Annotated in this window: 17 protein-coding genes and 1 pseudogene; 10 read left to right on the top strand and 8 right to left on the bottom strand. The window is 44.3% G+C overall.

All coding sequences use genetic code 11. The features are described from left to right. Positions 1-5: 5 nt before the first annotated feature. Positions 6-974: a phosphate/phosphite/phosphonate ABC transporter substrate-binding protein gene (locus BM358_RS20850; protein ID WP_023990371.1), complete on the bottom strand. Its 969-nt coding sequence runs from the start codon at positions 972-974 to the stop codon at positions 6-8. Positions 975-1226: 252 nt separating this feature from the next. On the opposite strand from BM358_RS20850, the gene BM358_RS20845 reads away from it, so the two are divergent. From BM358_RS20845 to BM358_RS20820, 7 genes are all read left to right on the top strand, one after another. After that, positions 1227-3137 (top strand): bifunctional 2',3'-cyclic-nucleotide 2'-phosphodiesterase/3'-nucleotidase, encoded by a 1911-nt coding sequence (locus BM358_RS20845; protein ID WP_028541791.1) that lies wholly within the window; start codon positions 1227-1229, stop codon positions 3135-3137. Positions 3138-3383: 246 nt separating this feature from the next. Continuing rightward, the gene (locus tag BM358_RS20840; RefSeq protein WP_023990369.1) at positions 3384-4790 is read left to right on the top strand and encodes a hypothetical protein; all 1407 of its coding nucleotides are present in this window, start codon (positions 3384-3386) and stop codon (positions 4788-4790) included. 197 nt (positions 4791-4987) lie between these two features. After that, complete coding sequence (thiD, locus tag BM358_RS20835; RefSeq protein ID WP_013312022.1) at positions 4988-5797, top strand: bifunctional hydroxymethylpyrimidine kinase/phosphomethylpyrimidine kinase; 810 nt, start codon at positions 4988-4990, stop codon at positions 5795-5797. Positions 5798-6034: 237 nt separating this feature from the next. Further along, the gene (locus BM358_RS20830; protein WP_028541792.1) at positions 6035-7732 is read left to right on the top strand and encodes a M3 family oligoendopeptidase; all 1698 of its coding nucleotides are present in this window, start codon (positions 6035-6037) and stop codon (positions 7730-7732) included. A gap of 76 nt (positions 7733-7808) precedes the next feature. Next, complete coding sequence (locus BM358_RS20825) at positions 7809-8150, top strand: hypothetical protein (protein WP_028541793.1); 342 nt, start codon at positions 7809-7811, stop codon at positions 8148-8150. Positions 8151-8171: 21 nt separating this feature from the next. Further along, positions 8172-8306, top strand: coding sequence for a hypothetical protein (locus BM358_RS26985; protein ID WP_256026502.1), 135 nt, complete (start codon positions 8172-8174; stop codon positions 8304-8306). A gap of 517 nt (positions 8307-8823) precedes the next feature. Then, positions 8824-9501 (top strand): hypothetical protein, encoded by a 678-nt coding sequence (locus BM358_RS20820; RefSeq protein ID WP_028541794.1) that lies wholly within the window; start codon positions 8824-8826, stop codon positions 9499-9501. Positions 9502-9762: 261 nt separating this feature from the next. Here the strand turns inward: BM358_RS20820 and BM358_RS20815 are convergent, their stop codons facing one another. Then, positions 9763-10734: a ring-cleaving dioxygenase gene (locus BM358_RS20815; protein ID WP_028541795.1), complete on the bottom strand. Its 972-nt coding sequence runs from the start codon at positions 10732-10734 to the stop codon at positions 9763-9765. A gap of 249 nt (positions 10735-10983) precedes the next feature. On the opposite strand from BM358_RS20815, the gene BM358_RS20810 reads away from it, so the two are divergent. Then, on the top strand, positions 10984-11514 hold the full coding sequence (locus tag BM358_RS20810) for a GNAT family N-acetyltransferase (protein ID WP_028541796.1): 531 nt from the start codon (positions 10984-10986) through the stop codon (positions 11512-11514). Positions 11515-11745: 231 nt separating this feature from the next. Here the strand turns inward: BM358_RS20810 and BM358_RS20800 are convergent, their stop codons facing one another. Both BM358_RS20800 and BM358_RS20795 read right to left on the bottom strand, forming a co-directional pair. Beyond that, positions 11746-13266, bottom strand: a complete 1521-nt coding sequence (locus tag BM358_RS20800; protein WP_028541798.1) for an MFS transporter — start codon at positions 13264-13266, stop codon at positions 11746-11748. Further along, on the bottom strand, positions 13263-13460 hold the full coding sequence (locus tag BM358_RS20795; protein ID WP_023990363.1) for a hypothetical protein: 198 nt from the start codon (positions 13458-13460) through the stop codon (positions 13263-13265). Before BM358_RS20795 ends, BM358_RS20800 begins: the two co-directional genes overlap by 4 nt. A 172-nt stretch (positions 13461-13632) precedes the next feature. Here BM358_RS20795 and BM358_RS20790 point away from each other — a divergent pair, with 172 nt between their 5' ends. Next, entirely contained in the window at positions 13633-14100 is a 468-nt protein-coding gene (locus tag BM358_RS20790; RefSeq protein ID WP_023990362.1) for an Lrp/AsnC family transcriptional regulator, read from the top strand. 290 nt (positions 14101-14390) lie between these two features. Then, positions 14391-14706, top strand: a pseudogene (locus BM358_RS20785) (transposase); the annotation flags it as partial. Positions 14707-14895: 189 nt separating this feature from the next. Here the strand turns inward: BM358_RS20785 and BM358_RS20780 are convergent. The 4 genes from BM358_RS20780 to BM358_RS20765 form a co-directional block, all read right to left on the bottom strand. Beyond that, complete coding sequence (locus tag BM358_RS20780; protein WP_028541799.1) at positions 14896-17436, bottom strand: ABC transporter permease; 2541 nt, start codon at positions 17434-17436, stop codon at positions 14896-14898. Then, complete coding sequence (locus BM358_RS20775; protein WP_023990360.1) at positions 17433-18110, bottom strand: ABC transporter ATP-binding protein; 678 nt, start codon at positions 18108-18110, stop codon at positions 17433-17435. The genes BM358_RS20780 and BM358_RS20775 overlap by 4 nt, the downstream gene beginning before the upstream one ends. A 108-nt stretch (positions 18111-18218) precedes the next feature. After that, complete coding sequence (locus tag BM358_RS20770; protein ID WP_028541800.1) at positions 18219-19136, bottom strand: sensor histidine kinase; 918 nt, start codon at positions 19134-19136, stop codon at positions 18219-18221. After that, positions 19133-19810, bottom strand: a complete 678-nt coding sequence (locus BM358_RS20765) for a response regulator transcription factor (protein ID WP_028541801.1) — start codon at positions 19808-19810, stop codon at positions 19133-19135. Before BM358_RS20765 ends, BM358_RS20770 begins: the two co-directional genes overlap by 4 nt. Between the last annotated feature and the right edge of the window lie 52 nt (positions 19811-19862).

Below are 19862 nucleotides of genomic sequence, written 5' to 3'. Positions count from 1 at the left end.
TCCGATTACTTAACCGCTTGACCAACGGCTTTGGCGTATTCACGCACGGAGTCGAAGTTTTTATCGTCGCCCTTTTCATAACCTACATGGGTGTAAATCTCTTTAATGATTTCGCCGCCTGCAGGATCTTTGGCGATGTCAATAAAGGCTTGGCTGATCTTGTCTCTCCACGCTTGATCCATATCAGAACGTACGCTGACGGTATCATTTGGAATTTTAGCTGTGTAATGAATGACGCGAGTTTTTTCAAATACATCCGGAATTTCCTTCTTCACCGTGTTACGTGCATCCTGGAAAACAGCTACCGCATCAACTTGACCGTTCAGCAACGCCAGAATAGCAGCATCGTGGCCTTTGATTGTCACACCCTGCACATCCGTGTCGGGGTCCACGCCAGCTTTTTTTAGCTCTGCTGCAGGGTACACGTAGCCTGCGGAGGAGGTTACATTTTGCCAGCCAACCTTCTTGCCTTTCAGATCAGCTAGACTTTGAATCGGAGAATCCTTTTTCACCACGATCATTGCTTTATAAAAGTTTACTTTTTCAGTCGTGTCCTTGCCTGTAGCATCTTCAATTCCGTAGCGTTGAGCTTGCAACAGCAAGTCGGCTGCTTTACGGTTATCGTGGGCCAGTACATAAGCATTCGGCGGAAGGAATCCTACATCTACCTGTTTGGAAGACATGGCTTCCACAATCGTATTGTAGTCAGGAGATACAGTTACTTTCACCGGGATCCCAAGCTTGTCACCCAGTAGATTTTCGAGCGGTTTGGCTTTGGCTTCGAGCGTATCTGCATTTTGAGAAGGAACGAACTGTACCTTTAACTCCTTAGGAACATAGGCTGTGCTTTCGTTTTTAGAGCCATCTGTACCCGGAGTGGACGCGCTGTTGTTATTGCTTGCATTGGAGCCACAAGCGGCTAGACCCGCTGCCAGTGTGAAAGTCATGCACAAGGTCAGTGCTTTTTTGAACAAAATAATTTCCCCCTAAACATAGTGATAACGATAATAAAAAACCTGTAAATGCTGTGACAAACCAAATCTTAACAGCTAGTCCCGTAGCTAGGGTAAAAACCACTCCTGACTTTGGTAAAAATGATGTAAAATTTATCGTATGCTTAAAACCATTTTCTGGATTTATGCAAAATGCTTGTTTTAACATTCTCTTAACAGTGCTCTGTTAGACTTGTTCAAGCTCTATGACCGAAGCTGAGGGAGAGAACAAGATTGGATATTTTGGATATTAACGAAAAGGCAGACCAGGACAATGTAAGCCTTGTGAGAGTGAAATTCCGCATTATGGTTACAACCGATTTGCATGTCAGCTTGTGGAATTACGATTATTATACGGATCAGGAGACGCTGCATTACGGTCTGGCGCAAACAGCCAGCTTGATTCAAATAGCCCGGGCGGAGGTACCCAATCACCTGCTGCTGGATAACGGAGATGTGATTCAGGGGAATCCGATGGGAGATTATGCTGTACAGCGAATCCAACAGGACCCAAGCACGGTGCATCCCGCCTATAAAGCTATGAATCTGCTTGGGTATGAGGCAGGCAATATCGGGAATCATGAATTTAACTATGGACTGGAATACTTGCAGACTTGCCTTCGAGGAGCGCAATTTCCTTATGTGAATGCCAACATTTATATAGCGGGAGAACAAGAACGAAATTACTTTACACCTTATCTATTGCTGGATAAGACGGTAGAGGATGAAGCAGGTGGTAAGCATCTGTTGAAGGTGGGAGTCATCGGCTTTGTCCCTCCGCAAATTATGCAATGGGACAAGGCGTGGCTGGAGGGGAAAATCATCGTCAAAGATATGCTGGAAACGGCAAGACGGTTTATTCCACAAATGAAGGCGGCGGGAGCCGATCTCATCATTGCTATGCCCCATGCAGGCTTTGAGGATATTCCCGAAACGCTTGATATGGAAAATGGGGTGCTGCATCTGAGCAGGGTGGAAGGGATCGATGCCATTGTGTTTGGTCATGCACATAAAGTATTTCCCGGACCTTCGTTTATGGGGAAAACAGGTGTTGATGTAGAGCGAGGTACCATCCACGATATCCCAGCAGTGGAGCCGGGCTTTTGGGGGGATCATCTGGGTATCATTGATCTGGAGCTGACCTTTAGTGGAGAGAAGTGGCAAGTGGCTGCATCTGCTGCCGAGGTACGCCCGGTGTATGATCCGATACGCAAGGAGGCGCTGGTACAACCGGATACTGCCATTCAGCTGGCGGTAGCAGAAGAGCACGCCGGAACACTGGAGTATATTCGTGCACCTGTAGGTCAGACGACGGTGGCGGTGAACAGCTTTTTTGCTCAGGTGATGGATGATGCTTCGGTTCAGCTGGTGAATGATGCGCAAATGTGGTATGTGAAGCAGCAGATGCAAGGGAGCGAGCACGAAGGATTGCCCGTTCTGTCGGCAGCAGCTCCTTTTAAAACAGGTGGCAGATATGGCCCATCGTACTATACCCATATTCCGGCGGGGACGTTGGCGATCAAGCATATCGCCGATCTGTACAATTTTCCGAATACGTTGCATGTCGTTCGGCTGAGCGGAACGGAAATCCGGGAATGGCTGGAGTGGTCTGCTGGACAATTCCGGCAAATTGATCCTTCAGCAGAACAAGAGCAAGAGCTGATTAATTCTGATTTTCCAAGCTTTAATTTCGATATCATCGACGGCATCAGGTATCAGATTGATGTAACACAGCCAGCCAGATATGATGCTGACGGGGGCCTAAAGGACCCAGATGCACACAGAATCATTCAGATGTCTTTTGATGACGAACCGATGGATATGCAGCGAAATTATCTGGTTGTTACGAATAACTATCGCGCGTTTTCCTCTGCGCTGGTCAATCCGGGTGGAGAGCGAATCATACTTGCTTCACCGGATGAGAACCGTCATGTGCTGACCGAATACGTGCGGCATATGAAGACGTTGACGCCAAAAGCTGACGGCCATTGGTCCCTCGCCCCATGGTCAGGGCGTCCGCATGTGACCTTCCTGACCTCACCGCAAGCAACGGATGCCGCTAATGCCTATTCGGAGTTGCTTTATGAAGGGTTAACGGTAGAGGGATACGCTAAGTTTGCCCTCGATTTCGGACGTTCACGGTAAAACTGCTAACTTGTTTTTGTCCTATAAGTCCACAGCATCAAAATAATAGAAAAAGACTGTCCCGCAGAGGACGGTCTTTTTTCATAAAACAGTTTTAAAATCGTACAAAATTCGTGATTTTATATGTCCTGAGTCGTATTTAAAGTTATTGACCTCTCGTATAAATAGACATATACTTTGATTAAACAAATTTTGGTTTAAAAGGTAATGAAAAAGTCACCATCATTCGTTTGAGGGGGTGTCCCTTTGGAAAAAAACACCACGATCCGCGCAGAAATAGAAAAGTATATTCAAAGTGAAGGCATTTCAATGCAATGTTTTGCAGATGCTTCCAAGGTAAATCCGGGTACACTTAGCGGTATACTTAACCGGAACCCACCACGGCCGATCTCAGTCAATCAGCTGGATTTGATTACCGAGGCCATGGGATTGGAAGAAGGATCTTTGTTCGAGATGTATGTTGATGAATGTTTTATTCATTCCTTACCACACTGGAGAAGGTTGCGTCCGTTTCTCCTGCGTTGCTCAGAGTTGAACAAGCTGGAGTGTATACGCAGTGTACTTGGCTATTTGATGGACGATTTATCGAACGTTCCTGCTATTTTTGAGACCGCAGAAGCGATGTTTGAGGATGGCAGACATGAAGCTTCCATGCTTCTGTATGATTGTGTCATCGAGAGTGAAAAGTATACCCACTCTGAACGATTGGCGATCAGCTATTTCCGTATATTCCAGATTCAGATTAAGGATAACCAACGGAACTTGAAGGCTGCTGTACAATTCCATTTGTACCGTAGTCGTCTACCGGAAATTTACGCACTGGAAGGCTTACATATGCTATCTCAAGTGTTTGCTTTAAAAATGCAATGGTCCGAGATGGAAATGTATGCGGACGAGCTGAGAGAGCTGGCGCAGGCATTGTATCGCAATCGGAACCGTTTTGGAGATGAGCACCTGGAGCTGCTTAAGCCGCTCGTTTATTACTATGCTCAGGGGCATCTGCTCAAGGCCAGTTGCTATGAGTTTCAGGGTAGATATGAGGAATCCAAGCAATGGATTGAAGGTTATGCAGATTTGAGCTGGTTTGAGGGTTTAGACGAGGAAGGCTGGAAAGTGGTCAACCTACATCGTGTATATGCACAGGGCAACCGACTTTGTATTGAAATTAAAATGGGCAACACTTCTGCAATCTATGATTATATTACTTACCTGCGTGAGCATCCGGATGAGACACTGGAGGGCTTGAACACCTTGCTCGAATCAGCGAACCGGTTTGGTTATTTCGTGGATGCCGAACTGGGACTGTTTAGTCAGCAACTCAAAAGCTTTTGGCAGCTTGCACCGGAACGATGGGACACTCATTATCGCAAGCACTTTAACGCATTTCGCTTTGCATCCTTTTGTAAGGTGTATGCGGAATACTATTTCCGAAAAGGCGATTACCCCGAGGGAGTGGGACAAACACTGCATTGCTTGCAACTGTCTGTCGATAATAGCTATACAGAACATATCATTGGTTGTATGGCTTTATTTGAGCAGCATCGGAATTTTGCTACACTGGAACAGCAGCAGTTGTATCAGAGTCTGTGCTTAGGCGTACGTGCAAATGAAAAGAATCATGCCTATGATCATAGTACCGGTGGGTATTTATAATTCTAAATTTCATTCGAATTCTTCATATAACACGTTATTGCGAGGATGTTCCTGTTTCAAAAGGGGATGTTCTCGTTTTTTAGCTACTGTCGTCGCCTGTGACTTTTAGCATAGAGAGGACCGTTTTGCGCGTTGACAAGTTTCGCGAGCGGGATTAGGATAAATGCAGCACAGAAAGTGAAGGAGAGCATGTACAAATGACGATTCCCAAAACATTAACGATAGCCGGCTCCGACACAAGCGGTGGAGCGGGTATTCAGGCAGACCTGAAAACCTTTCAGGAGCTTGGCGTATATGGCATGACCGTATTGACAACCGTAGTAGCGATGGGTCCTAAAACCTGGGATCATCTTGTATATCCTGTTGCGTTGGATGTGGTAGAAGCGCAGCTGCGTACTGTATTGGAAGGTATCGGTTTTGATGCGATGAAAACAGGTATGCTTGGTTCCGTTGAAATTATCGAGCTGGTAGCCAGTCATTTGAAAAAGCATGATCTGAAGCGGATCGTAATTGACCCGGTCATGGTCTGCAAAGGCACGGATGAAGTGCTCCAGCCGGAAAATACAGAGGCGATGCTGGAATTGTTGATTCCTGGCGCTGACCTGGTAACACCGAACTTGTTCGAGGCTTCGCAACTGGCGAAGAATGGACCGATCACGACACTGGAGCAGATGCAGGAAGCAGCTGCGATTATCCATGAGCGTGGAGCTAAGCATGTACTGATCAAGGACCGTGGCAAAATTCGCGCAGGTAAAGCGATGGATCTGCTATATGACGGAATCACTTTTGACTGGTTTGAAGCCGATGTTGTAAAAACAAACTTTACCCACGGTGCAGGCTGCACCACTTCGGCAGCGGTAACGGCTGGTTTGGCTCAAGGGCTGACTGTACGTGAAGCAGTGGATCAGGCCAAGAGATTCATTACACAGGCCATTGAAGGTAGCTTCAAGCTGAATGAATTCGTCGGTCCGACTTTGCATGCGGCACATCGTTTGCAAAATCAATAAAGCATAAAGGTCTGCGATCTTAGAAAGACTTATAAATCTCCATCAGGCTGAATATATATTAGATTGTTTTAGACCATGACTTTTTTGATATATAGAGTTAGATGAGGCTCAAGAGCCGCAATACATGGTATTGCGGCTCTTGAGGTTGTATTTTATTGGAATTATAGCTTCCAGTTTGGTCTAAGCGTACTGTATAATAGGCATCAGATTTATTATATTTAAGGAGGAACCGAAGCAATGACATTATTCAGCCAAATGGCTTACAGCCGACCAGAGCAACCTGAAATTGAACAGCGGTTTAAAACGCTGTTGCAGCAGTTTCGTGAAGCGGACAGCGTAGAACGTCAAAATGAAGTGATTCATGCGATTAACAAGCTGCGCAGTAACGTGGAAACGCAATTGCAATTGGTGGAAGTTCGGCACTCCATTAATACGGAGGACGCCTTTTACAAAGCGGAGCAAGAGTACGCTGATGATTTCATGCCGGTTATTCAGGAGTATGTAACCGATTACTACCGTGCATTGGTGGATTCTCCATTCCGAACCGAGTTGGAGAGTCAATGGGGCAGCCAGCTTTTCAGTATTGCCGAAGTAGCACTCAAGTCGTTCCATCCGGATATTATTGAGGATTTACAGCAGGAAAATAAGCTGACCTCGGAATATGCTCAATTGATTGCTTCAGCGAAGATCCCGTTCGAGGGAGAAGAACGCACATTGTCGCAGCTCCTGCCTTTTGAAATGGCTACCAACCGGGAGACGCGCAAACAAGCCTCCGAGGCTAAATATCAATTTATGAGTGAGCATGAGGACGAGCTGGACCGGATTTATGATGAACTGGTGAAGGTGCGCACGCGCATGGCACACAAGCTGGGCTATGACAACTTCGTAGAATTGGGCTATGCTCGCTTGGGACGTACAGATTACAATGCCAAAATGGTAGCCAATTTCCGCGAGCAGGTGCTGAAGCACATCGTTCCTCTGGCAACCAAGCTGAAGGAACGCCAGCGCGAACGGATCGGAGTAGATCAGCTTCGCTATTATGACGAGGGCTTCAACTTCCTGTCAGGCAATCCTACGCCTAAAGGTGACCCGGAGTGGATCATTCGCAATGGAGCACGTATGTATGAGGAACTTTCAGCGGAAACACATGAATTTTTCAGCTTTATGATTGAACGTGGATTGATGGATTTGATCAGCAAAAAAGGCAAGCAAAGCGGAGGCTATTGTACATTTTTGAGCGAATATGGCACGCCGTTTATTTTCTCCAATTTCAATGGTACATCCGGGGATATTGACGTATTGACGCATGAAGCAGGTCATGCCTTCCAGGTCTATGAAAGCCGACATTTTGAAATTCCTGAGTACCATTGGCCAACCATGGAGGCGGCTGAGATCCACTCTATGAGCATGGAGTTTTTCGCATGGCCATGGATGAATCTGTTCTTCGAGGAAGATACGGACAAATATCACTTTGAACATCTATCTTCATCGTTTCTGTTCGTGCCTTACGGCGTAGCCGTGGACGAATTCCAGCATGCCGTATACGAACATCCAGACTGGACCCCAGCCGAACGTAAAAGCGCATGGCGCTCCATTGAACGTAAGTATAAACCGCATCTGGATTATGAAGGCAACGAGTATCTGGAGCAGGGCGGGTTTTGGCACAAACAGGGTCATATTTTTCAATCCCCGTTCTACTATATTGACTATACACTCGCGCAACTGTGCGCGTTCCAATTCTGGAAACGCATGAGTATCGACCGGACAGCTGCGTGGGAAGATTATTTGAAGCTATGCCGTGCCGGGGGAAGTCGCTCTTTTACCGGATTGGTTGAGTTGGCTGGACTAATCTCGCCCTTCCAAGATGGCTGTATCGCCTCTGTAATCGGAGAAATCGAAGCATGGCTGAACAGTGTGGATGATAAAAAGCTGTAAGCATAATTAAAAAGGGCATTTCGCTTACCTGTCAAAGCTGAAAAGCTTACAGATAGCGGAATGCCTCTTTGTGTAAATGGTCAATAAGTATGCGAGAACTCTTGAAGAAGCTGGCTATGCGTTTGCTAAGGATGAAAAAGAGCATCGAGCCTTTGTAAATCACGACAAAGTAGCCTTTTGTGCGCTGCTGGACTTCCTGAATCGTGGCATTGAGTATCAGAGCGCCATAAATGCTGTTGTGGAGCAGTGGGCGTATTCCGGGGTTGGTGACCAGGTAAATGGTGTGCTGGAGGAAGTGCGCCAAGCTCAAGAACGTGCAGATCAGCAACTCACGGAAATTGCGGGGCTGTTTCGCGGCTGGAGCTGCACGGCAAGCACAAACGATTTTTTGGGTTATTCTAAATTAACCATGAATTGATGCAGAAGGGAAAGTTTATCCGTGGGGAGTCATTTTGGCGACGAAGAAATGCCGGCAGAACAGGTAAAAAACCGGTTGCCGAGAAATTGGGGCAACGTGCTGAAGCTTTTGGATGAAGTGAACGGCCATGTTCCACCGAAGGGTAAGCCAGAATAAGGAGTTTTTTCGGAAATGGGCATAGGCGAAAATCAAAGGAATCGGGAGAAAAGCAGAGATCAGCTGGATGGCCAAATCTCTGCTTTTTTGCATTGTTCCACGGAAGGCTAGACATATGCAAAAAAAGCTGGATTTTATACATATGCCATCTAGGTAATGTGATAGCACTGTATTAGGTGATGTAATTATATAAATCAGTCCAAGCGAGCTGGAACACTCGAGGTCTCCAATCCCGTGTTAAATCATTTACGCCTTTTCTTTATTAAAAATATAGCCAGATATCCTACTGCTACTATTCCTGCGCTTAAAAAGCAAACTAGTAAACCATTTAGTTCTACTTTTCCAGTAAGTATAAATATAGTCAAGATTCCAGTGAAAAATCCAATGAATAAGATTTTTGAAAAGTTTTTCAAAATTGACAACTCCTTCTAAAAATATGTACCCAAAATAGCTTATATATGGTACTCTATATATTTTTATTACAATTATATCGTATTATTAGGAGGAAAGTGGTAAAATGAAGAAATTTGTATCGACTTTGATGGCATCAGTTATGTTAATGCTTGTTATCGGCAGTACAGCAGCAATGGCAGCAACAACGCCAAATGCAGTACAGAGAGAATCAACCTCTGAACTCAGCCAAGAATTGATTAACAAAGCAAATCCCTACATAAAACTACAGTCACAAACATTCACTTTAAGTGAAGAGGCTTCAAAAAATTTAACTGAAGATGAACTTGGACTCGTTAATAAAGCTTTAGATTCAGCAAATAATCAAGCGAAAAATATCTCAGGTGATGTAACAGTTACTACAACGGATAATAACAGTTTAAAAGTAGTACCTACTAATAAATTCTCTACAGCCTCGATTAATACTTCCTCTTATTGGGATTATGAATTACTTTGGTGGGGATACCGTATCTATTTTTCTCATCAATTAATAAATGATATCAAATCAAAAGCCCTTTACGCTGGGGGAATTGGTGCAATATCCGGATCAACTCTTACCGGTATTCTTTCGTCTTTGGGTCTACCAGGCTGGATTGGAGGTATTGTTGTAGGGATATTTTTAGTTAAAGGTGCAAGCATTGTTTATGCGGATAATGGCAGAGGGGTTTATTTTGATGCATTTTGGGCTGGTGACCCTGCTAGCCAAGCAGTAAACTTCGTTACAGCTAAAGTGTATGGTGCTTGATGTTAAGTAAAGCGCGATAAACAAAGAAAGCTTCAGGCCTTCATCGGTCTGAAGCTTTCTTTGTTTCATTTATCGGCTCATTTTGAAATTTGAGGCCAGATAGTCCAGGAGATCCGGGAGATGGTAGAATGTGTTCGATCTGCTCTGTCATTCTGGTCGTTCTATGCACAATAAACGGTCACAATTCATGAGATAAATAACATGAGATAAAAATATTTATGGGGCGAATTGACCATACCTGATCGTATCTTTAAACTTCAATTATTGTTTGGTGTTAAGCGGTTTGAGATTGGCTTCAATAGAGGCACGGCGTGATTCCAAAAATGGTGGTAACGCCAGCGATTCACCCAGAAACTCCAGTTCTTCATCCGTATCAAAGCCGGGCCCATCGGTTGCCAATTCAAACAGAATGCCGTTCGGCTCACGGAAATACAATGAACGGAAGTAAAAGCGATCTACAAAGCCTGAGTTGGAAATTTGCAGCTGCCCAATACGGTCTACCCACTGTTTGAGCTCTTCCTCAGTTTCAACACGGAAGGCTACGTGATGCACACTGCCACGTCCTGGTCGTTCTTGTGGCAGATCGTTGCGCTCTTCCAGATGAACTTCAGTTCCCGTACCGCCTTCACCCGTTTCATAGATGACCACATCTGGTTGTCCAGCAACGGGGGAAGGGTAAGAGCCTTTTTTGCGGAAGCCCATAACCTGTTCAAGAATGAGAATGGTATTCTCCGCTTTAGGAATGGTCAGATGAACCGGCCCAAGTCCTACAATGCCGTACTCGGCAGGGACAGGGCTTTTCTCCCAAGGCGTGCCGCCGCGCACTCCGTGATCATGTTCATCTGAAACGAGGAAAAAGCGTTGTCCTTCAAAATCCTCAAACGAAAGCGCCAAGCGTCCTGCTTGATCCGTAATTTCACCATGCTTTACATCCAGCTGCTCGAAGCGGTTTTTCCAGTAATCCAGTGCCTTGTCGTTCGGTACCCGTAAGGAGAGTGCTGAAATGCTGTTATTTCCTGTACGAGTTTGTCCCGCATGTGGAATTTCAAAGAAAGTGACTTCTGTACCCGCAGTTCCACGCTCATCTCCGTAAAAAAGGTGATACACACTAACATCATCTTGGTTCACCGTTTTCTTGATCAACCGAAGTCCCATTACCTGAGTATAAAAATCAACATTTTTAGCCGCTGCCGCTGTAATCGCCGAAACGTGATGCAATCCTAATAGTTTCATGTCATTATCCTCCTTGGTTTTTATATGATTAGGTTTTTCTAAACAAAATAAACAGTCGAAAAACTTTTCTTTATATTTATTATCTTGATATTAAGATATATTATTTCTGATTGTTTGTCAACTTGAATTTGCACTGGCTCCAAAGACGGACAAATATAGAAATTTGAAATAATGCAAAAGCAGATACAATAAAGCCCGATATAGCCCAATATAGATAGAACAAATTTTATTATAAAAGGAGTGCACTAAATGTATACGGATAAGGATTTAACGATTAGGCCTGTTACAGAAGGAGACCTGCCGGTTCTTTGGACGTTAACTTTTAAGGAAGAATCACCGGAATGGAAGCAGTGGGATGCACCCTACTATGAACATAAGCCACTTTCTTTTGATGATTATTTAAAAGAAAAGGAAAAACGAATCGGACAAGATGACTTTTGGATCATTGAAGTGGAAGGCAAGGTCATTGGATCAGTGAGCTATTATTGGGAGCATCAGCCTTCGCAATGGCTTGAAATGGGAATAGCTATCTATGATTCGGGGTATTGGAGCGGCGGGTATGGTACGAGGGCGCTTCGACTGTGGATCACGCATTTGTTTAATACATTGCCTTTAGTAAGAGTAGGTTTTACAACCTGGTCAGGAAACCATCGGATGATGAAGGTGGGGGAGAAGCTGGGCATGACCCTCGAAGCCAGGCTTCGAAAGTGCAGATATTATAATGGAGAGTATTATGACTCGATCCGAATGGGGCTTTTACGGGAAGAGTGGGAACTGTAGATATTCATATAAAGTACCTTTCTAAGCATAAAAAGATGACCTCTGAATTGATCGAGGCCACTGAAAAACTGTTGATTTCCGAAAATACAAAGATTTTAGGGGTACAAATATGTCTCCCTGAACGCGAAACGAGCCTTAGAAGCGATTCTAGAGGCTCGTTTTTCTTTGGATATTCTCTTACTCTCAACAATGGGGGACTTTTTCAGTACCTCGATATCCCCGGGATTGTCTTTATGCTCTCTTAGGTCCAAAAATCATAAAACTGATCGCGGCTAGAACCCAGACACCAATACCGCCGTAGAGCATTATCAAGCCAAAGCCGTGCATAAGCGCCGCATGGACGACGGCTCCAGACGCATCCAGAGAGGAGAGTTCTGGCAAACTCTGCCTGAGAGATACAGTATTTCCGGCGGCTACTTTTTCGGCTACAGACCGCAATTGCACTGCACTGAGAGTCCCGGAAAGGGCACTCTTCAAATAAGACAAAATACCTGCCTGCAAGATGAATCCCATCACAGCGATATTGATGGCTAGACTGATCAATCTAGCACTCATATCTATACCGGAAGCCATGCCTGCACGGGCACTTGGAACAGAGCCGGTGGTCGTGTTGGTCACAGGCGTGTTCGTTAAGCCAAGCCCAATACCAGCCAACAAGGAGCCAGGGAGCATGGTCAACCAACTGGCGTGATCGCTGCCGCTGCCATATTTCATCAAAATGAAGCCCATACCGAGGATGAACAGACCTGATGGAATGACTATGCGCGGCTGGTAGCGGAGCGAAAAACGCTCTGCCAGAGGTGGAATTACCAAGGTGGGCAGCGCATAAGCCAAGAGAGACAGCCCGGCGGCTACGATGCCGTAACCCAGGCCACTCTGGAAATAGATCGGCAGATAGATCATGAACGGCCAGAAACTGAAGTTCATGCCGATGGAGCCAAGGAGAGCGCCGGAGAAATTACGTATCTTGAATACGGAAAAGTCAAACATCGGATGGGCGCTGAGCTTTTCCGCAAATAGAAAAATAATGAAACTTATTGCTACTGCAACAAGGATGCTGATGGATGCTCTGCTGGTAAAGCCGAGTTCCGGCCCTTGCGTGATAAAGTATGCAAGGCCAAAAACTGTCAATGAAAGCGTGACGATGCCGATAATGTCCAGCTTTTTCACCTGCGGATCTCTGGACTCCTCTATGCCACCAAAAACAAGAATCAAAGTGAGGATGGTCAACGGAACGTGGACCAGGAAAACCCAATGCCAGTTCAACACGGCCACGATTATGCCGCCGATGATAGGTCCAAAACCGAGGCCGATACCGAACACGATCCCCCATATGCCAAAGGCTTTGCTGCGTTCTTGTCCTTCCTGAAACCGATGTGAAAGAATTGCTATCTGGCAAATCTGCATCGCACCAGCACCCACCCCTTGAAGAAACCGACTGATGATCAGAACCGATGTGCTTTGCGCCAAGCCACAAATCAAGGATGTAATACCGAACAAGACGAGGCTGATAATAAAAATACGCCTCCTTCCATACCGGTCAGCCAGCGTTCCAACAGCCATCAGAACTGTGGCACATGCAATGGTATAAGCGTTCATAATCCATTGCATATCCTTAAGATCGCCATGCAATACTTTCTCCAGAGTTGGCAGTATCACTGGCACACTGGAAATTTCGAGGCCGAACATCAATGCGGACAAACATATAGCAGCCAATGCAATTATATTTTTGCGGGAGAGGGAGAGGCTCACTGAGAGGTCCCCCCAGACTTTTGTTCACGGTCTGGACATCCGGCAGCGCAACTATAATATTGCGCCTCATTAAGCGTAACTCGTATACCAGCACCAACCAGCCTTTTTTCGACAATTGTACGATCAATAGCCTCTTCAATATGTACTTCTAAATCTGCTACTGTTCCTACCTTATTAAAAACGTATTTGCTCAAGGGCAGCCATCCTCTCTATCTTTTCATGTTTGGTTCACCTTATCGATATGAGTTTTATTATATAATCTAAATCATTCATTTTACATAACGCAATCAATCCATTATGATGATTATACAAAGTAATTTAATGAATTTCTCATAAAAACGTTAAATTTAAAGGAGGGAATTCAAAGTGGATCATGTAGACAAACAAATCCTCTTTTATCTTCAAAGTCAGGCGAGAATTTCAATGACAGAGCTAGGGAAATGCGTGGGTTTATCCCAACCTGCTGTAACAGAACGAGTTAAAAGAATGGAAGAAAAAGGGATTATCAAGGGGTATCGCACTATCATCTCTCCTGAAAAAATAGGAAAGGATACGGCAGCCTATATATTGTTTCGGACTAGAGATTGCCATGCATTTCTTGATTTTGTTCATACATCTCCACATGTTGCCGAGTGCCATCGTATAAGCGGAGAACACAGTTATTTATTAAAAGTAGTGACCAGCTCGACGCGCACCCTCGAAGAGTTTAGCAACCAGTGCGATAAGTATGGAACCTACACGAGCCTGCTTGTCATGTCGTCACCGATCGATCATAGACTTCTCATTCATTCTCTGGAAGAAGCAAGTGGAGCTGCTCATTCAGAAAAAGATTAAGGATGAAAAAAAGACAACCCCGGATATCCCGAGGCCACTGAAAAAGTCCTAAACTCTAAAGCGAGACAGTTCCTCCATAACAGAGGTTACTGTCTCGCTTTTTCGGTATAATTAAAATATCCAAATAAAGGCGGGTGGTTCCGGTGTTTCCGAAACAGCAAAGCATGGTCCTAAGTCCATATATTGAACTATACAATCTGTTGATTCCCAAAGACCATCTGTTACGGAAGAATGGACGAATTGGTGGACTTTAGCTTTATTTATGAGGAACTGAACGAAACCTATTGTCACGACAAGACGAGTTCGAGTTTAACAAAGATGCGGGAATGTACGTATGCAAAGCTGGACATCTGGCGATCCGCAGAGCGCGTGAAGGCAAAAAAGTATAAAAAGCCATGAGCATTTGAAGAAGTTACGTTTCAAGAAAGCGAAAGCTTTAAAGCCAAGGCCAAAGAACGATACAAAATTGAGGCGAAGAATAGTGAACTGAAGCACAGACACGGGTACGATGTAGCGTCCTCCTCGGGTCTGATAGGTATGGAAATCCAGGGGGCTATGGCGATATTCACTGTCAATTTAAAACGAATATTGAAACTGATGGAGTAAGCAAGGGCCACATGAGGCGGAGAGCAAGAGAAAAGACGACGGTTCATTCTGTGAATTCAGAATAAACCGTCGTCTTTTTGATTCGTGTTCTTGTTTTTTTCACGAAAGGCTGGTTTTTCGGTGGCCTCGAATTGATCAGGAGTCATCTTTTTATTATTCACACTGGTATTATGGACTTTCTCGGTAAATCTACTCTGATTCTCGAAGCCGCTCCACAATACTTTGTTTGTCGTTCATAGAATAGACCGCTACTGGAATAAGTATCCCAAGCAATAACAGTAAAGGCAATAAGGCTAGAAGTGGCCAGATTATAAAGTGATAGCTCAAAAGCCATAGCAAGTTGCAAAAAGGTTTCACAATCAAAATAGAAAATATGATCCCTAATAAAATGGAGAATAGGGCGGTGCCGAGAACATAATATAGCCCTTCATAGATCAGCATACCCCGCAATTGCTTTTTGGTCATGCCGATACTTTGCAGCATGGCAAACTCCTGACGCCGTGTCAATATACTCGTCAGAATTGCGTTTACAAAGTTGAGGATACCAATTAGGCCGATAATCAGACTAAGCGTGCCGCCGATCATCATGATGGTGTTTTGCATACCGGAAAACTCATTCATTGAAGTAAATTTGGATGTGTAGTTCATTACCGGCTCTGTAGTTTCGGTGTAACTTTTTAAAAAAACCTCCATGGCCTCTTCCTGATCAGGGGATACATTAAAGGCATAGCTCATCACAGCAGGTTGCTCCGCAAGCGGCTTGTAAATATTCGCTGGAAGATAAAAATTATACTTATCTGAAAGGCGATCAGAATTGGTCATATATTTAATTGCAACATGACCAAGCACTGTGAATGCATGCGTAGTATACTCTTTATCCAGCGGAGCTTCTGCTGCTCCCATATAACTGTGAAGCGTGACCTTTTCACCCACCTTATAAAGAGCTTCTTCCATATGGGGGATGTTATGGTCATCTAAATCTACCCCTTCCAATATATACTTACCGGAAGCCAGCTTCTCAAAATCAAGCTCACCGTCTAGCAATTGCAAACGGTGCAATGGTAAATCTTCCAGCCCATATACTGTCGCCATGAAGTTGCCGCGAGAGTCAGTCACATCGTCCTCATGGGTGTCTTTTCCATTCTCGACAGTAAGCACTAATTTGCCGCCGTACAAGCGACCGCCCTCTTCAAAGCCGGGCTGTGTCTGTACAGCCTGAATAAAACTCTCGGAGGTCTCATTTTCAGGGCCTTTAAAAAAGGGGCTATGGAAATATTCAGCATGAGCAATGAGAAAGTCGGTGTCATTGAAATTGGATACAAACTTATCCATATCAATGCTCTTAGACAGGGTGAAGGCCGTGTTAAGAAGTACAAGGCTCAACGAAAGACTGATGACTACCAACACGGTACGCTTTGTATTGCGCCCCAAGTTGGAGCGAGCCATGTGGATCATTTTAGCGCCTTTGGTGGATTTTTTCAGCTTAAGGCTGCCCTTGGTATTTCCGTCTGTGTATCTTACTGCCTCAACCGGCGAAACAGCTGCCGCAATCCTGCCTGGCTTGAAAGTGCTGATCATTACGGTAATGAGCGCGAACAAAGCCGATCCTATAAAAATCCATGGGTTGGGAGATACCGATATCTCGGTGCCAGCAAAGGTAGTGTTGTTCATAAGAAGTGGTATAAGTGCTTTACCGACAAAAAAACCTGCTATTAATCCAAACGGGATTCCTATCACTGAAAGAACTAACGCCTGTCTGCGAATGATCCGGCGGATCTGCTTGCCGCTTGTGCCGATCGTCTTTAAAAGACCATAAAAACGAATATCTCGCATCACCGATATTTGAAAAATGTTATAGATGATCAAATAGCCGGTAAATACGATCAGTATCAGGGCAGAAGTAAGTGCCATGATTGTTCCCGCATCCATACTAAAATTGGTCGAGATGTATGACCAATTTACATTATTCGCGATATAGTTCGGTGCATCTTCGTCAAGCGAATACCCGCTTTCGGTAATCACTTTACTGAGCTTTCCCCGCAAATCAAGGCTATTGTCGAACATCATATATGCACTAATGGTTCCTGTATAGAAATGATCTTTTTTATAGGTGCTTTGTAATTCCTTTGCATGAGCATCGACATAGGATCTGGAGGCGAATATTTGTCCTGTGTTAAACACAGGATCGCTTTTCCACCAGCCGGAGAGGATAAAATCACGCTGTACTTCTTTACCTCGTATGTCAAGCTTTAGTCTCAAAGGTGCTCCAACCTCCAGTGGAACACCCAATAGCTGCAACGTCTTGGAGTCTGCGATTACTTCATTTTCCGCCGCAGGCTTGTGCCCCTCTTTAAGCTCAATAAAACCAAGCTTCATCCCTACATCGTCGTAATACCAGAACTCCGTATGGCGTTTTAGAAAATTATCGTTCATAACTCGATCGCTTAATATACGGTTATAAGCTATTTCCTTGATCAACGGATGATCCTTGACATGATTAAATTCGTCATCCGTTATATATTTAAGTACGGCATGTCCATCTCCACCGACCTGGCGCATGGTCGCCCGTTGTAAGTTTTCCCCAGCGCCAATCCCCATAGTGAACAGTGTTGTAAATAGCAATGAGGTTAGTGCTATGGCAACAATAGCAAAGAGGTTACGGGCTTTGTTTACTTTGAAACTTTTATCTGCCAGCTTGCGGATTACTTTTTTGTTCTTTACCTTGATCATTTGGCATCACCGCCGACAATTTTACCGTCCTCAATACGGATGATCCGGTCTGCCATTTGCGCAATTTCCTCGTTGTGGGTAATCATCACTATCGTTTGGCGGAACTGCTGGCTGGATACTTTGATCAATCCCATCACATCCAGACTCGTTTTACTGTCCAGATTTCCGGTGGGTTCATCTGCCAAGATAATGGCGGGCTTGGCTGCCAGTGCTCTGGCAATAGCTACACGTTGCTGTTGTCCACCGGAAAGATTGTTTGGCAGGTTATTCATTTTGTGGTCAAGGCCCAAGGTATGTACAATTTTATCTATGTGGGTTTTGTCTGGCTCTTTACCGTCCAGTTCAATAGGAAGCACAATATTTTCGTAGACATTCAAGACAGGTACCAAGTTGTAATTTTGAAACACAAAGCCAATCTTTCGTCTGCGAAAAATAGTCAATTCTTCGTCTTTTAATGTAGAAATATCTTTGCCGTCAATCGTAACGTTTCCACTTGTTGGACGATCAAGTCCACCCAGCATATGGAGAAGGGTAGATTTGCCGCTCCCGGACGTACCGACAATAGCGACAAATTCTCCGCTTTCCACCTCCAGATTCACACCATCTAAGGCATAAACAGCAGTATCTCCGTTTCCATAATGTTTTTTTAATGCCTGAGTTTTCAATAGACCCATATACGTTCTCCTCCACAAAAAAATGTCTGTATCGTAGTCATCTACAGTACAGACATTAACACACTGATCTTTCTACAATCTTTCTGAAATCTAACGGTATTGAAAGAATTAAGTATCCATAGAAAGAAAAATAGAGAAGGTAGAACCACGGCCGTAGCGTGATCGTACCTTGATGTAACCCCCCTCCGCAGCGATGATTTCTCTAGCTAAAAACAGTCCAATACCTACACCCTCCTGCGAGTTAACAGTAGGGGAGCGATAAAAGCGGGTAAAGATTTTACCTTGTTCTTCTTCTGCAATGCCTATACCACTGTCGGTAATATCAATTCGACAAAACAAATCGTATGCCATTACTTTTATATTCATGCTTCCGCCTGTCTCTGTATATTTTATGGCGTTATCCATAATGTTATAGACAGCTTCACTCGTCCACTTTAGGTCAAAATAAGCATGGGTAACTGTGTCCTCCATAACAACTGAAATCCCTTTGGCGTCAGCTTTTGGCATCATTTGCTCCAGTGCAGCATCAAGGAGCTTTTGAACAGATTCTCGCCTTGGCGATACCGTGATAATCCCCGTTTCAAGCCGCGATGTTTTCAACAATGCCTGGATCAGAAAGTTAAGCTTTTCGGCCTGTGCAGATAGAGCTTTCACACAAGTGGAGGTATCCTGTGATAGTTCGTATTCGCTAAGTAGTTGGGAATAAAGCAGGATGTTGGCCAATGGTGTTTTCGTTTGGTGTGAAATATCGGAAATCAGCTCATTTATTTTATTCTTTTCGGCAAGCAGATTTTTGGAGGACACGGAACAAATGGAAAGAAATCTCACAAATTTAGCTTCTATTGAAGAAAGAACGGATTCATCAAAGACATCCTCTGAGAAGCTGCCATTTATCGCGGCATCCAGCATGTTCTCAATAGTTTTCATTGTTTTATGGATGCTCCTGCGATAAAGCATAATAGCACACACAGCGGTGCATACAGCAACAACGGCAATTCCAATACATATATATAGGAGTGTTGTCATTTCAACGCCCATGTGTAGCCCAGCCCGTAAACCGTTTTAATATATTGTGGGGAGGAAGGATGATCCTCGAGCTTGTCACGTAGCCTTTTTACTGTAACAGACAAGGCGTTTTCACCTACATACTCAGCTCCATCAGTCCAGATGCTGTCTACTAAATGATCGCGAGATACAGTATTGCCTCGATTATCGAATAGGATGCGCAACAATTTTTGTTCAGTTTTACTTAGTTCAATGGGCGTACCATTCTTAGTAAATTCCATCCTCTCGAATGAAAAGGAAAAATTGTCGAGCTGAATGGAGTCTGCAAGCGAGTATCTGGATTTCTTTAGCTGAACGCCAACTCTTGCTCTCAGTACCATAAGACTGAAAGGCTTGGTTATATAATCGTCAGCACCCAGCTCAAAACCAGTGACGACATCTGTTTCCATATCATTCGCAGTCAGAACGATGACTGGTAAAGTTGTTCTTTTTCGTATATGGGTTAACAGATCGAGTCCACTTCCATCCGGCAAATTTACATCAAGAATCACTAGGTCAAAGGCGGTAACGTTCAATTGTTCTTTTGCAGTAGCTATGTCATACATTTGCGTAAATACGTTGTTAGGTTCTTTAAGGGCAAGAACAATACCGTTACTCAAGGCGATATCGTCCTCGATGATTAATATGTGATTCATCATTCTCCTCCTATTTTTTTACTAACCAAAGTTAATGAACTCGGTTTCCAGA

Source organism: Paenibacillus sp. cl130 (assembly GCF_900116035.1).
Classification (GTDB): domain Bacteria; phylum Bacillota; class Bacilli; order Paenibacillales; family Paenibacillaceae; genus Paenibacillus; species Paenibacillus polymyxa_B.
Note: the sequence above shows the minus strand (reverse complement) of the source record. Positions and strands in the feature narration are given on the sequence as shown.

Bases quoted from the DNA above. Each gene is read 5' to 3' on its own strand.
- thiD (WP_013312022.1), top strand. From the start codon at position 4,988: ATGACGATTCCCAAAACATTAACGATAGCCGGCTCCGACACAAGCGGT.
- BM358_RS20830 (WP_028541792.1), top strand. From the start codon at position 6,035: ATGACATTATTCAGCCAAATGGCTTACAGCCGACCAGAGCAACCTGAA.
- BM358_RS20825 (WP_028541793.1), top strand. From the start codon at position 7,809: ATGGTCAATAAGTATGCGAGAACTCTTGAAGAAGCTGGCTATGCGTTT.
- BM358_RS20820 (WP_028541794.1), top strand. From the start codon at position 8,824: ATGAAGAAATTTGTATCGACTTTGATGGCATCAGTTATGTTAATGCTT.
- BM358_RS20815 (WP_028541795.1), bottom strand. From the start codon at position 10,734: ATGAAACTATTAGGATTGCATCACGTTTCGGCGATTACAGCGGCAGCG.
- BM358_RS20810 (WP_028541796.1), top strand. From the start codon at position 10,984: ATGTATACGGATAAGGATTTAACGATTAGGCCTGTTACAGAAGGAGAC.
- BM358_RS20780 (WP_028541799.1), bottom strand. From the start codon at position 17,436: ATGATCAAGGTAAAGAACAAAAAAGTAATCCGCAAGCTGGCAGATAAA.
- BM358_RS20775 (WP_023990360.1), bottom strand. From the start codon at position 18,110: ATGGGTCTATTGAAAACTCAGGCATTAAAAAAACATTATGGAAACGGA.
- BM358_RS20770 (WP_028541800.1), bottom strand. From the start codon at position 19,136: ATGACAACACTCCTATATATATGTATTGGAATTGCCGTTGTTGCTGTA.
- BM358_RS20765 (WP_028541801.1), bottom strand. From the start codon at position 19,810: ATGAATCACATATTAATCATCGAGGACGATATCGCCTTGAGTAACGGT.